This is a genomic window from Halobacillus sp. 12SKB, from assembly GCF_052941655.1.
On sequence record NZ_JBRFWR010000001.1, the window covers coordinates 1,227,592 to 1,242,538 of the forward strand.

Below are 14,947 nucleotides of genomic sequence, written 5' to 3' on the forward strand. Positions count from 1 at the left end.
AGCTTTCGGGCTTATTTTTTTATGTTTATTTTCACTAATTTGAGAGGTTTATTGGATACTTGATTACTAGATTATTGGGTTTCTTTGCAGGACTTACCTCGGAAGGAATTGGAATTTTGGATGTAGAAGTAGTAATATAGTCGGGTGTCATTTTTTACATAATAGTTTAGTGAGTTTTACATAAGGGGGAGTTTAGAATGACAAAATTAAAAGAGAAGATCCAAGGGGAAGTCCTGGTTCCTAGTGATGACCAGTACGAGGAGAAAAGAAAAATCTTTAACGCCGCCATTACAAAAAGACCATCCGTCATCGTCGTATGTAAAAATGCGCAGGATGTATCAGAAGCAGTGAAGTATGCAACGGAAAACGATTTAGAGGTTGCGGTCAGAGGGGGAGGTCACCACGTTTCAGGAACATCATTGACAGAGGGTGGTTTACTCATCGATCTTTCCCAGATGACAGCTGTAGAAGTACACAAAGAATCACGAATTGTATCTGTGCAAGGTGGGGCTACTCTTTCGGATATCGATGAAGAAACACAAAAATATGGATTGGCCATGCCAACCGGGACCGTTTCAGAAACGGGGATTGCAGGCCTTGCCTTATCTGGAGGTGTCGGTTATCTCCGTGGGGTGTTAGGCTTATCCTGCGACCAATTGGTAGAAGCGAACATCGTGACCGCTACAGGAGAACAAAAAGTGGTGAATAAGGACACAAATGTTGATTTATTCTGGGCTATTCGCGGAGGTGGAGGGAACTTTGGTGTAGTGACAGAATTCAAATTCAATTTGCACCTCGTTGGTCCTGAAGTATTAGCATTTGACGTCATGTATGACTTGAAAGATGGCATGCAAGTATTCCGAGGTTTGAACGAATATTTAATGACCGCTCCTGATGAAATCAGTGTGAACATGACAGTGATGGATCTACCACCAGCACCCATGCTCCCAGAATTCCTTCACAATAAATCTGTGATGGTCATTGCAGGCATGTATGCGGGTGATGCTGATGAGGGACAGGGTATCATAAATCCATTGAGAAAGTTTGCGGAACCAATCATTGATCAGACGGGAGTCATCCCATATACCGATCTACAGAAAAAGTTGGACCCGATGGTACCTCAAGGCGCTAGTTTCAAAGGAACGTCTCTGTTTTTTAAGGATCTTAATGAAGATACATTTAAACAACTACTAGAGGAAAAAGATAAGGCTCCTGGTGGACTTTTGTTCCAACTATGGGAAATGCATGGGCAAGTCAACTCCGTCCCTGCAGATTTTAATGCATTCTCCGTCCGTGATAGTCAGTATTTACTGCTGCTGGACCTTGTCTATGAACCAGGCAATGATGAAGCTGCGGACGATTGGGCTGATAAGTTCTATGAAACATTCGCTCCATTTTCATTAAACGGTGCCGCATATTTGAATGGCATCGATCCAGATAAAGACGTCATTGAAAAGACCTACGGTTCCAATTACCAGCGTTTGCAAGAAATCAAAGCAGAATACGATCCTCACAACGTTTTTGCACGGAACCACAATATTAAAGCCCATCAAAACGTCTAAAAACTACCATCATCCACCTTCTGCTTTACGTAGAGGGTGGATTATTTTTAGTAACTTTTCAACTATATGGCCGGATTGTTGAAGACTCAGTTTGGAGACTTTCCGGGGTTCGTTACCCGGGTTAAGCGCCAGGGGTGGCTGGGAAGCAGCTCGCTTTCCTGCGGGGATGACGGAGAGCCTCCTCGAGCTAAAGCTCTGCGGGGTCTCTCCAGCCAATCCATTCCCGCGGGAGTCTCGCAGCGTCCCAACCACCTCTTTCAATGTAAGGGAGAAACGAACCCTTGTACCAAGTTGGAGTGTCTTCCGCTATCCAATTGTTAGAGGTATAAAGCGCTGTTGATTAAGCTTTTATGAGTTATGTAGGTGTTCTATAACCCACTTCCCATAATTATATGAGCTGACCTTTTGGTAGTGGTTTCGAGGATCTTCCTTGGCAAAGGGGCGGAGGGGAATGGCGAGACTCCTAACTTAAGTGTGCAGGCGCCTTGATCAGCGGCGTATGGACTATACGGAGCTTGCGGAGATAATGGAAACACGAAGAACGGAGTGATTCGATGTTGACTTATCGTACAGAAGCGAGGGAAGTCTCACTAGCCGCTAGGCGCCGGAACCGGATATCGAAGAGGAAAAAAGTGCAGGGTGAGACCCCACAGGACGCAGTCCGAGGAGGCTCACCGCGCTCCCGCGGAAAGCGAGCTATTCCCTGCAGCCCCCATCCACTCAACAAAAGTATCGAAACTGAGTCTTCCATAATCGGGAGCGTTAGTGGTAAAACTACTCTAGGAATCTAAAAATTCCATATATATTTGAATTTTTGGTCTGATTAGCCCATCATAAGTAATAGATATATACTGTTAAACAACAATGAAAGCGTTATCAAAAGAGGTGTGGACATGAAGCTTGAATTGACTCATAAGCAAACGACAGGCTTAGTAATGACAACACAAATGCGTCAAGCAATCACGATGCTCCAATGGACCTCTGCTGAACTGTGGGAACATATCCAGCAGGAAATCCATGAGAACCCCATTCTAACGTTAGAAACCTCGAGTATTATCCCTTCCACTCGTCATCATCGAGAGGCCTATCACGATCCCATTGATCAAATCGTACCCGACGAAAAAAACTGGCGTGATGGATTGATAGAACAAGCAGGTTGGTTGAAGGTTGATCAGTCATTAAAAAAAGCGCTCCTTTTTTTAATTGGGAACTTAGATGAACGGGGATTTTGTACAATTTCTGAAGAAGAAGCGTCTCTTCAAACCGGTGACTCCTTGGATACGGTAAAGCGGGCGAGACGCCTTTTATTACAATTTGAACCGATGGGTGTCGGGTGTTCGGATTTTAAAGAATTTTTACTCTTACAAGTAGAGAAAAAGCATCCGGATTCTTCCGTCTTATCTGTTTTAATCGAAAACCATTTAGATGACCTGGCCACTCAGAACTTCAAAAGGATAGCTTGTGAACTGGACATAGAGGAAGAATGTGTCATCGAAGCATTAGAAGTGATCCAAGCTTTAGAACCACGTCCTTTAATTTCTGATTATGGACCGAACCATACCCCTTCGATGCCTGATTTGATACTAGAAAGAAAAGATGGGGGCTATGTGCTGCATGACCCATTTTCTGTGAGTGGTCAAATCCAGTGGGATGAGCAGTTGGTTCGTATGTACAAAGAGGGCAAAGAAGCCCATGAATATTTGGACGACTGCTATAAAAAAGCACGCTGGCTTCTTCAAAGCATCGAGCAGCGGCAAAACACCATTTTGAGAGTGGCGGAAATGATTATCAAACACCAAAGAGACTTTTTGAATGGAGGTTCATTGAGGCCGCTCACTTTAAAGAAGGTGGCTAAAAAATTGGGTCTTCATGAGTCGACGATCAGCCGGACCGTCGCCAACAAAGTTTTGCAGACTCCCAAAGGATTGTACGAATTGAAGAGCTTTTTTGTCACTGGTTATCAATCCGCGGATGGATCAGAAGTTTCCTCTCAGCAAATTAAAGCTTTAATAAGGGAGATGATAAAAGGGGAAAACCCTCTGAAAGCTTTATCTGATCAAAAGATGGCGACCGAATTAAGAGAAAAACATAACGTTAAAGTGTCGCGCCGAACGGTTGCCAAATATCGAGAGTCTCTCAATCTCCCATCCTCATCCAAACGAAGAGCGTCGGCACGTGAAGGGGTTTCTCCTATTCTTCTACATTCCTAGGTTAATCCTCTGAAAAAAAGGGGATAGTCTAGTAGAAGATGGATGAGGAGGATTCCCTGGTGAAAAATTTGATATCCTATGTGAAAGATGTGATTGCCGAATTTCAGAAAGACAACATACCTCTGTTGGGCGCAGCACAGGCCTACTATTACTTACTGGCCATCGTTCCGCTTCTAATCTTAGTGTTATCCATTCTCCCTTATTTAAATATAGACGCTGAAACAGCCATTCAGGCAATGAGCAATGTTATCCCCAGTGATACAGCTCAAGTGTTCAGGGAGAACATCGTCGCTGTTGTGGAGCAGCCAAGCGGCGGGCTTTTAACCATTGGTATTTTAGGGACGCTTTGGTCTGCTTCGAACGGAATTAATGCGTTCATTCAGTCCTCTAACCTGGCTTACAACGTGGAAGAGACAAGATCATTCATTAAAGTGCGTTTACTCTCCATTGTATTAACGATCGGGATGATCCTCGCGATTATCGTAGCGCTTGTCCTGCCTGTATTCGGTCAGGTTTTAATTGATATGATTAATCTGCCGTCTCAAACAGCCGTTTTATTGCAAGTATTGCGTTGGACGCTGAGTATCGTTGTCATTGGCGTCGTTCTCATGGCCCTTTATCATTTTGCGCCAAATAAGAACATCCCCTTTAAACATATCCTTCCTGGGGCTGTAATCACGGCTGTACTATGGCAGTTAATTTCTCTTGCATTCTCTTTCTATGTAAGTAATTTCGGAAATTACTCCGCAACCTATGGAAGTCTCGGAGGAATAATCATTTTAATGCTATGGTTCTTCCTTACAGGGATCATCTTAATGGTAGGAGCAGAAATTAATGTCATTTACCACCGTCGTCATGGCGGGGGAAAAAGTAGAGCAGCTTAGTCTTTTGAATTTTCTTGGCCATTTCATGAAGAAAGGTTCCGTACCTGTAAAGAGGTGGTCGGAACCTTTTTCTATTTGTCATTAATCCCTATGGGCTAATCTGATTGGGTAACTTTCAATCAGTTCCGTTAATGTAGGTATTTGATGGTTGTCTCTCCCGTTCACTGGTGTCGCTTGAAAAAGGGATTCAAGAATGGATTCCTCCGTAGCTTCTCCCACCGCTCGGAAGGCTTCGTCCATATCTTCTTCATGAATAGATGAAAAAGTCATCATTTCCTCAGGTTTTTGGTGAGGGATGGTTGTGGCCGTTGAAAATCCGATCACAACATCTCCGCTTCCATTTCCAATCATCGACCCGGTTCTCGACAATCCAGGCACGGTCCGTTTGCAAATTCTCTTCATTTGCCGGTCTGATACTGGGAGATCGGTTGCGACTACAATCATGATTGATCCCTTATCCTTTTTTTGTTCGGCTTGAATCCGGCCTTTTAATTTTTGACCAATCGGTTGACCATCAATCCTAAGATCACTCAGCTTACCAAAATTCGTAAGGGTTAGAACGCCTATCGTATAACTGCCATGTGCAAGCTGTACCTTCCTTGAAGAAGAACCGATCCCACCTTTCAAAGAATAACAGAGCATCCCCCGACCTGCTCCAACGCACCCTTCCGTGAAGTGATCTTGGGCAGCTGCAATGGCTTGTAAAACATGTTCCTTGGTCACCGCCTGTTCCCTTATATCATTGATATACATATCGTTGCATTCTCCAATGACAGGGTTGACCGTACCCGTCGTACGACCGATCTCTGGATTTCGCTCAAGAGTATAAGCGACGAGAGCATCAAAAGCGGCTCCCACACCGAACGTGTTCGTTAATACAATGGGTGTTTCCAGTGTCCCTAGTTCTTCAAGCTGAATCGTTCCTGCGGACTTGCCAAACCCATTGATGACATGAGCAGAAGCCACCGATTTATTTTGAAAAAGGTTGCCCTGATGCGGAAGAATGGCGGTAACTCCTGTCTGGACTCTATTCTTGTTTAATGTATAATGGCCGACGGTCACTCCAGGAACGTCGGTGACCTGATTACGTGGACCGGTAGACAGGGATCCTGTGACGATTCCTTGCTCACGGGTCGTTTTATTTCTGGTCATGCTTACACCTCCACATGCCCTATTCGTAATGCAGCGGACAAATTCCTCCCTGGTGTATGTTCATACATCCTATGGATTTTATATGCAAATCCCAAAAGAAATTTTGATTTAATCTTGTATAAAAACAGTATAAGATAAAAAAATTCTTCGATTTTCTAAGTTTTTTTGTTTGCGCTTACATCCTTTTAATATTCGGGTTTCTTATGAAAATGAATTGTCGCATTATCGTGAAAATTCAGCGTTTGATCGCGTCAAGAGCGTGATTCTCTATGTGTTTCATGCTATACTAGTAAGAAACTGAAAAGACAGAATTTTTTAATTTTTGCCTGTAACCTACAAGAATATGTCCGCTAGGGGGAAAAAATATGCAAAAACACGGATATCCTGTTCCGCAGGGGCTATATCATCCGGAAAATGAGCATGAAGCTTGTGGTATCGGAGTGATCGCCAACATCGATGGAACCAAGAGTCACAGTATCGTAGAGAATGCCATCACTATTCTATGTAACTTAGAGCACCGTGGTGGACAATCTGCTGATGTCAGTACGGGGGATGGGGCTGGAATACTGACACAGATTCCTCACCATTTTTTCGAAGCGCAATGTGAGAAGGAAGATATATACTTGCCTGAAGCCGGTAAATACGGCATCGGGATGATTTTCTTTCCGGAAAATCATGAAACAAGAACTGAATGTATGCAGACATTTGAACGTATTGTCGCTGAAGAGGGGCAAGAGTTCTTAGGCTGGCGTACGGTACCGGTAAACGATTCGTTCGTTGGGGAAGATGCGAAGAAAACCAAACCATTTATTCGTCAGGCTTTTGTTGCTCCATCTGGAAACGTTCAAACACAAATGGACCTGGAGCGCCGCCTGTACATCATTCGTAAGCGAGCGGAAATCGAGATCGCTGGAAAAGACGGGTACGATGACTTTTATATCAGCAGTTTGTCATCAAATACGATCGTCTATAAAGGGATGTTGATTCCTGAACAATTGGATTCCTTTTATATCGATCTGAACCACCCGGATTTCAAAACGGCCCTCGCTTTAGTACACTCCCGCTTTAGTACGAACACCTTCCCGAGCTGGAAACGTTCGCACCCGAACCGATTCACCATTCATAATGGAGAGTTTAATACATTACGAGGCAATGTGAACTGGATGAGAGCACGCCAGGAGCTTTGCAACTCGGAATATTTCAGTGAAGAAGATTTACAGAAACTTCTTCCTGTCATCGATTCCAACGGTAGTGACTCTTCCATGTTCGATAATGCCTTTGAATTCTTATACTTGTCCGGTCGTTCACTCGCTCACACCGCTATGATGATGGTGCCCGAGCCTTGGTCAAATGACGAAACCATTCAGGAAGACAAGAAGAATTTTTATGAATACCATAGCTGCTTAATGGAGCCGTGGGACGGGCCGGCTGCCCTTGCTTACACGAATGGAAAACAAATCGGTGCCTGTCTGGACCGTAACGGTTTGCGGCCAGCACGCTATTACGTGACAAAAGACGGAATGATTGTCCTTGGGTCTGAAGTGGGTGCCCTTGATATTTTCGCTGACGACATTTTGTATAAAGATCGTCTTGCGCCAGGAAAGATGCTTCTCGTCGATCTTGAGGAAGGGAAAATCATTCCTGATGATGAAATTAAATTGCAAATTGCTCGTGAAAAGCCATATAAAGAGTGGATTGAAGAGAACAAGTTTGATTTAGAAGATCTACCTGAACCGATGACCGAACAACGTCCGGTTGAAAACTTGATCGACCAGCAGCTTGCTTTCGGGTACACGACAGAAGAATTAAACAAAATCCTACTGCCGATGGTCAACGATAAAAAAGACCCCGTCGGTTCAATGGGATACGATTCACCGCTTGCAGTGCTTTCTAAAAAGCCACAATTGCTATACAGCTACTTCAAGCAGTTGTTCGCCCAGGTCACAAACCCGCCGATTGATGCCATTCGTGAAAAATTGATTACGATGGTGGAAACGACGATTGGAGCAGAGGGGAACCTCGTGGATCCAAAACCGGAAAGCTGTCGTCAAATCCGACTGCAGACGCCTATTTTGACTAACCGTGAACTTGAACAGATTCGTCAGCAGGATTTAGAAGGCTTTGCTGCACGTACGCTTTCCATTCTTTTCGATGCAAAAGAAGGAGGCTTGAAGCCTGCGCTTGATCGCTTATTTGAAGAAGCGGATGCAGCCGTAGAGGATGGTACGACCCTGCTGGTTCTATCTGATCGTGGCATCAGTGAAGAGTATGCGGCTATTCCTTCTCTGCTTGCGGTATCCGGTTTGCACCATCACCTCATTCGTAAAGGAACACGAACGAAAGTGAGTCTGATTATTGAATCGGGTGAGGCACGGGAGGTTCACCATTTCGCTACACTCCTTGGTTATGGAGCCGAAGGAATCAACCCTTATCTTGCGTATGAATCCTTGAGAGATCTGATGGAGCGCGACCTGCTTGAAGCAGAATCCCATGAAGCAGCGGTGCAGACGTATATACATTCTGCCACGGACGGAATCATCAAAGTCCTTTCTAAGATGGGGATTTCCACGATCCAAAGTTACCGGGGGGCACAAATTTTTGAGGCCGTTGGAATCCATAAGGATGTCATCGACCAGTATTTCACACGAACAGCTTCCCGCCTTGGCGGAATCGGTCTTGATATCATCGAAAAAGAAGTACTCATGCGTCATGAAGTTGCGTACGGAGAAACACGTGGATCGAACCGTACTCTGGAAGCGGGTGACGAATATCAGTACCGCCAGAACGGAGAAGATCACCAGTATAATCCGCAAACGATTGCAACATTGCAGCACGCCTGCCGTTCAAACGACTATAATCTTTTCAAACAATATTCTAAGATGTTGACTGATGAAAAGAACAACCTGCAGTCTCTCCGTGGATTGCTTTCCTTTAAGGATCGCCCTTCCATTCCGGTGGAAGAAGTAGAGTCTGTTGAAGATATTTGCAGACGATTCAAAACAGGAGCGATGTCATTCGGTTCCATCAGTGAAGAGGCCCACGAAGCCTTAGCTATTGCGATGAACCGAATTGGAGGAAGAAGTAATTCCGGTGAAGGTGGAGAAAATCCGGAACGATTCACTCCTGAAGAAAATGGTGACTTGAAACGGAGTGCGATTAAACAGGTAGCGTCAGGCCGTTTCGGAGTGAACAGCCATTACCTTGTCAATGCGGATGAAATCCAAATCAAGGTCGCTCAAGGAGCGAAGCCGGGTGAAGGTGGTCACCTTCCTGGCAAAAAAGTATATCCATGGGTAGCAGAAGTCCGTGGTTCCACACCTGGTGTTGAACTCATCTCACCACCACCGCACCACGACATCTACTCCATTGAAGACTTGGCTGAGCTTATTTATAACTTGAAAAATGCCAACCCGAAAGCTCGTGTAAGTGTGAAGCTCGTTTCCGCTGTCGGTGTTGGAACAATCGCTGCAGGGGTAGCGAAAGGACGGGCGGATCTCGTACTCATCAGTGGTTACGATGGTGGAACGGGTGCGGCTCCGAGAACAAGTATTAAGCACACCGGTCTGCCTTGGGAAATCGGTCTTGCTGAAACGCATCAGACGCTGGTTCTTGACCGTCTGCGTGATCGGATTGTCGTTGAAACCGACGGGAAAATGATGACAGGTCGTGACGTTGTCGTTGCCTCCTTGCTGGGAGCGGAGGAATACGGATTTTCAACCGCACCACTCGTCGTCCTCGGTTGTGTCATGATGCGTGTCTGCCACTTGAACACATGTCCGGTCGGTGTAGCGACCCAGGACCCTGAACTTCGTAAGAAATTCACAGGGGAAGCGGATCACCTTGAGAACTTCATGCGTTTCATCGCACAAGAAGCTCGTGAACTTATGGCAGAGCTAGGTTTCCGTACGATCAATGAAATGATCGGCCGTACCGATGTTCTTCAGACCAACGAAGCAATCGATCACTGGAAAGCTAAAGGTGTCGACTTGTCAGCTTTGCTTTACCAGCCGGATGTTCCTGCCGACTATGGTCGTTTTGCAGTCAGAAAGCAGAATCATGGCCTTGAGAAGACACTGGATATGGAAGAGTTGATCCCACTTTGCAAGAAAGCCATTGAAACAGGTGAGCCGGTGGAAGGGACAGGATCCATCCGTAACATCCACCGTGTAACAGGTACGATCCTTGGTAGTGAAATCACACGTCGTTATGGAGCGGAAGGACTTCCGGAAGACACGATCAAGTTGACCTTCAAAGGTTCCGCAGGTCAAAGTTTCGGTGCCTTCATTCCTAAAGGAGTCACCCTGCGCCTTATCGGGGATTCCAATGATTACGTAGGAAAGGGTCTGTCCGGTGGTAAAATCATCGTCCATCCATCACCACGGTCTTCTTTCGTACCGGAAGAAAACACGATTATCGGAAACGTATCCTTCTATGGTGCCTCAGCTGGAGAAGCTTACATCAATGGTCTTGCAGGTGAACGCTTCTGCGTCCGGAATAGTGGAGCGGAAGTGGTTGTCGAAGGTGTCGGTGATCATGGGTGCGAATATATGACAGGCGGGAAAGTCGTCGTCCTTGGTGGCACGGGGCGTAACTTCGCGGCAGGAATGTCCGGAGGCGTCGCTTACGTGCTGGATGAGTCTGAACTTCCTTTTGATACAAAATGTAATAAAGAGCTCGTTCATCTGCAGCAGTTGTCAGATGCGAATGAAATCCAAGAACTCTATGACATGATCGACAAACATGTTTCCTATACAAACAGTCCGCGTGGTCAACGGATTCTAGCCAATTGGAACGATTATATATCCAGATTTGTCAAAGTCATTCCGAGAGATTACTTGGCGATGCAAGAACGGATCAAGAGCTTGAGAGAGAGTGGTCTTGAGAAGTTTGATGCTGAAATGACCGCTTTTGAAGAGCGCAATAAACCGGTAGCAACAGTCAAATAACGGAGAAGGGGGAGATCTGATGGGAAAGTCTACTGGATTCATGGAATACACACGCCAATCCACACCTGAGCGCGATCCTGAAACAAGAATAAAAGATTGGGAAGATTACAAACTTCCCCTTTCAGATGAAGAAGCACAAAAGCAAGGGGCACGCTGCATGGACTGCGGCGTTCCTACCTGCCATTCTGGAATGGAAATCAACGGCATCACGAGCGGTTGCCCTGTTTACCACCTGATACCCGAATGGAACGACCTTGTCTATCAGGGGAAATGGAAGGAAGCTCTTGCAAAAGAACATGAAATGAATAACTTCCCGGAGTTCACAGGTTTTGCTTGTCCTGCTCCTTGTGAAGGGGCTTGTGTTCTTGGGATCAACGAACCACCGGTTGCCATTCGCAGTGTAGAGAGATCGATTATTGAAAAGGGATTTGAAGAAGGATGGGTCACGCCAGAACCTCCTGCCTATCGGACAGGTAAAAAAGTGGCAGTCGTCGGCTCAGGCCCTGCTGGTCTGGCAGCTGCTGCACAGCTGAACAAAGCGGGCCACTGGGTGACGGTTTATGAGCGTAACGACCGTGTCGGTGGATTACTCACCTATGGAATTCCTGAAATGAAGCTGCCTTATTCCGTGGTTGAACGTCGCGTGAACATTCTAAAAGAAGAGGGCATCCAATTCATGACGAACACAGAGGTTGGTCGTGACTATCCCGTTTCTCGTTTGAATGAAGAGTATGATACGGTCATTCTTTGTGGCGGAGCGACAACGCCAAGGAACCTGGAAGTAGATGGACGCAACTTAAAAGGTATCCACTATGCGATGGACTTCTTACACTCCAACACGAAGAGCCTTCTGGATTCCGATCATGAAGACGGAAACTACATCAGTGCGAAAGACAAAAATGTGATTGTCATAGGTGGCGGGGACACAGGAACCGACTGTATGGCGACATCCATGCGTCACGGCTGTAAGAGCCTTACTCAGTTTGATATTTATGATAAAAAAGGTTCTACACGTGACAATGAAGTAAACCCATGGCCACAGTACCCGGTCATCCATCGTGTGGAGTACGGCCAAAAGGAAGCAGAAGCGAAGTTCAATAAAGACCCACGTGCCTATGCGGTCATGACGAAAAAATTCGTCGGGGATGAGAACAATCGTATCAAAGAAGTGCACACGATTGACGTCGCTCTTTCTTATGATGAGAAAGGCAACAAAGTCCGTACTGAAATCCCAGGAACAGAAAAAGTATGGGAAGCAGATCTTGTCTTGCTTGCGATTGGTTTTAGCGGACCGGAGCAGGACCTAATTGAAAAGCTTGGCATCGAAACGACCGTGCGTTCGAATGTCGCTGCTCAATACGGGAAGTATACGACAAACGTCGAAGGCGTATTCGCTGCTGGAGACATGCGCCGCGGGCAAAGTCTGATTGTTTGGGCTATCAATGAAGGCCGCGAAGTCGCACGCGAATGCGATCGCTACATGATGGGAGCCTCCCAGCTGCCATAGTTGATAGATAACCATTTCAAGCCACCTCTAAACAGAGGTGGCTTTTTGTGTCCTGAGTCTTTCCTTGTATGATGAATTTCCTGAAAGTCTACGAGTTGAACACAAACCTTTGATAGCCACTGTTATTTAGAGATTCTTCGCTTTTTACGAACACCTTCCGACAAACTACTTTTCTAGGAAAGTAATCGTGTGTTTATTCTGTCGAATCGGCGGGTACGTAGATTGTAATGTTTATTTATTACTTACCATTCTAAGGGGTGGTTTCTTAAGGAGGAGCTCAATGAGTAATAAAAGATCAAGTAAAGATGAGCAGTTGGATCAGTTCCGGGTAGATGACTCCGGCAAACATATGACGACAAACCACGGAGTCAAAGTTTCAGAGGATGAATTTTCATTAAAAGCGGGTGTGCGAGGCCCTACCCTGCTGGAGGACTTTCATTTTCGTGAAAAAATGACTCACTTCGACCATGAACGTATCCCTGAGCGTATTGTTCACGCGAGAGGATTTTCAGCACATGGCGAATTTCAATTATATGAATCACTTGAGAAATATACGAAAGCTGATTTTCTAAATGATACATCAAAAACTACGCCGACGTTTGTAAGGTTTTCAACGGTTGCTGGTTCCAAGGGGTCAGCAGAAACGGTGCGTGATGCACGAGGGTTCGCAACGAAATTTTACACAGAAGAAGGAAATTATGATCTAGTCGGAAATAACATACCGGTCTTCTTTATCCAGGATGCTATCAAGTTCCCTGACCTTGTTCATGCAGTCAAACCTGAACCGCATAACGCTATGCCGCAGGCAGCATCCGCTCATGATACGTTCTGGGACTTCGTAGGACAAAACCAGGAGTCTGCACACATGGTGATGTGGACGATGTCTGATCGTGCTATTCCTAGAAGTCTGCGTATGATGGAAGGTTTCGGAGTTCATACTTTCCGTTTAGTCAATAAAGAAGGAAAGGCGCACTTCGTTAAGTTCCACTGGAAGCCTCTCCTTGGCACACATTCACTTGTATGGGATGAAGCACAAAAAATCAATGGTAAAGACCCTGATTTTCATCGAGGGGATCTTTATAACTCTATTGAAAATGGTGATTATCCTGAGTATGAGCTTGGCATCCAGGTCATACCTGAAGAAGATGAATTTAAGTTCGATTTTGATGTCCTTGATCCAACGAAGCTGTGGCCGGAAGAAGACGTCCCTGTTCAAATCGTCGGTAAAATGACGTTAAATCGTAATGTAGATAACGTATTCGCTGAAAACGAACAGGTGGCTTACCATCCGGGTAACGTCGTACCAGGGATCGACTTTACGAATGACCCGTTATTGCAGGGGCGTTTGTTCTCCTACACGGATACGCAGTTGATCAGGCTGGGCGGACCGAACTTCCATGAACTTCCGATCAACCGTCCTGTCTGTCCTTTCTTTAATAACCAGCGTGATGGCTATGGCCGCCAAACGATCAATAAAGGGCAGGTCAGTTATCATAAGAACTCATTTGCAAACAATACACCGACACCGGCAAGTGAAGAAGAAGGCGGTTATTCCCACTACCAGGAAAAAGTGGAAGGTCACAAGATCCGTGCTCGCAGCGAGAGCTTTAAAGATCACTTCTCTCAGGCTACCCTGTTTTGGAACAGCATGAGTGATCATGAAAAAGAGCATCTCATCAATGCGTTCAGCTTTGAACTTGGAAAAGTGGAAAGCGAAGCCGTGCGGGAAGAAGTCGTGAAAATGTTTGCGAACGTAAGCTTAGAACTTGCCCAAGGGTTTGCTAAGAACATTGGTGTCACCCCTCCGCAGAGCGGCGGTTCAGAGGTGAAGAAATCTTCTCCTGCTCTAAGCCAGGCAAATACCGTTCATAAGCCATCGACTCGTAAAGTTGGAGTCATTTTAGCGAACGGGTTCAACGGAAAAGACGTCACTCAAGCACTCAAAGAGCTGGCTTCAGAAGGAATCATGACAGAAATCATTAGTGACAAACAGGGAATGCTCCAAGGAGATGACCGTTCAGAATTGAAGGTCGATCACACCTTCCTTACTACGGATTCTGTCCTTTATGATGCGCTGTATGCGGTAGGAGGAAGCAATGAGGAAGAGGCGTTCAAAAAGCATGCCTCTCATTTCCTTAATGAAGCATTCTCTCATTATAAACCGCTGGGTGCTACCCACAATGCTGTTCAGTGGTTGAACGATAACAAGCTTGCTGATCACAGCGGTGTCGTAGCTGGTGATGATATTAAAGGCTTCACAGAAGATTTCGTACAGGCAGTATCTGCCCACCGTCATTGGGATCGTCAATTAATTTAACAACAAACCCTGCCAACCTGGGACCATTCCAGGATCGGCAGGGTTTTTATTTTCTCTCATCAACGTGGGCCATAGATGTTTGTGCTGCCTTCTATAACTAAATTTAGAGAAATACATTTGTAAAATAACAATAAATCCATAGACCAAAAGCCATTGGTTCTTAAAAAATGGTATCGACCGGAAAGGGAAAAAGGGAGGATTTTTCGTATAGTTTGTTTAAATCTCGTGATGATAAGGGAAAGGATGAATAAATACAAAAAGACGAAGAGGTGATTCCATGATTCGTACAATCTTAATGATCATCGGTTTAATAGTTGTGATTAGCTTCATTATTTCCCTGCTATAATTTTTATCTTCCTAAGACCAAAC

General features: G+C 45.4%; 7 protein-coding genes. 6 read left to right on the top strand and 1 reads right to left on the bottom strand.

The genetic code is table 11. From position 1 onward, the window contains the following. Positions 1-197: 197 nt before the first annotated feature. From ACQ4XT_RS06135 to ACQ4XT_RS06145, 3 genes are all read left to right on the top strand, one after another. Positions 198-1,562: an FAD-binding oxidoreductase gene (locus ACQ4XT_RS06135; RefSeq protein ID WP_446852890.1), complete on the top strand. Its 1,365-nt coding sequence runs from the start codon at positions 198-200 to the stop codon at positions 1,560-1,562. A gap of 893 nt (positions 1,563-2,455) precedes the next feature. After that, the gene (rpoN, locus tag ACQ4XT_RS06140; RefSeq protein WP_446852891.1) at positions 2,456-3,772 is read left to right on the top strand and encodes an RNA polymerase factor sigma-54; all 1,317 of its coding nucleotides are present in this window, start codon (positions 2,456-2,458) and stop codon (positions 3,770-3,772) included. Positions 3,773-3,831: 59 nt separating this feature from the next. Beyond that, a complete protein-coding gene (locus tag ACQ4XT_RS06145) occupies positions 3,832-4,656 on the top strand; it encodes a YihY/virulence factor BrkB family protein (RefSeq protein ID WP_446852892.1) in 825 nt (274 codons plus the stop codon). A gap of 81 nt (positions 4,657-4,737) precedes the next feature. On the opposite strand, the gene ACQ4XT_RS06150 is transcribed toward ACQ4XT_RS06145, so the two are convergent. Further along, positions 4,738-5,808, bottom strand: coding sequence for a DmpA family aminopeptidase (locus ACQ4XT_RS06150; protein WP_446852893.1), 1,071 nt, complete (start codon positions 5,806-5,808; stop codon positions 4,738-4,740). A 365-nt stretch (positions 5,809-6,173) separates the two neighbouring features. Between ACQ4XT_RS06150 and gltB the strand changes: the two genes are divergently transcribed. The 3 genes from gltB (at position 6,174) to ACQ4XT_RS06165 (ending at position 14,578) form a co-directional block, all read left to right on the top strand. Beyond that, positions 6,174-10,754, top strand: coding sequence for a glutamate synthase large subunit (gene gltB / locus ACQ4XT_RS06155; protein WP_446852894.1), 4,581 nt, complete (start codon positions 6,174-6,176; stop codon positions 10,752-10,754). Between the two features lie 19 nt (positions 10,755-10,773). Next, complete coding sequence (locus ACQ4XT_RS06160) at positions 10,774-12,261, top strand: glutamate synthase subunit beta (protein ID WP_446852895.1); 1,488 nt, start codon at positions 10,774-10,776, stop codon at positions 12,259-12,261. A 280-nt stretch (positions 12,262-12,541) separates the two neighbouring features. After that, positions 12,542-14,578, top strand: coding sequence for a catalase (locus tag ACQ4XT_RS06165; protein WP_446852896.1), 2,037 nt, complete (start codon positions 12,542-12,544; stop codon positions 14,576-14,578). Positions 14,579-14,947 lie beyond the last annotated feature (369 nt).

Bases quoted from the DNA above. Each gene is read 5' to 3' on its own strand.
- ACQ4XT_RS06135 (WP_446852890.1), top strand. From the start codon at position 198: ATGACAAAATTAAAAGAGAAGATCCAAGGGGAAGTCCTGGTTCCTAGT.
- rpoN (WP_446852891.1), top strand. From the start codon at position 2,456: ATGAAGCTTGAATTGACTCATAAGCAAACGACAGGCTTAGTAATGACA.
- ACQ4XT_RS06150 (WP_446852893.1), bottom strand. From the start codon at position 5,808: ATGACCAGAAATAAAACGACCCGTGAGCAAGGAATCGTCACAGGATCC.
- gltB (WP_446852894.1), top strand. From the start codon at position 6,174: ATGCAAAAACACGGATATCCTGTTCCGCAGGGGCTATATCATCCGGAA.
- ACQ4XT_RS06160 (WP_446852895.1), top strand. From the start codon at position 10,774: ATGGGAAAGTCTACTGGATTCATGGAATACACACGCCAATCCACACCT.
- ACQ4XT_RS06165 (WP_446852896.1), top strand. From the start codon at position 12,542: ATGAGTAATAAAAGATCAAGTAAAGATGAGCAGTTGGATCAGTTCCGG.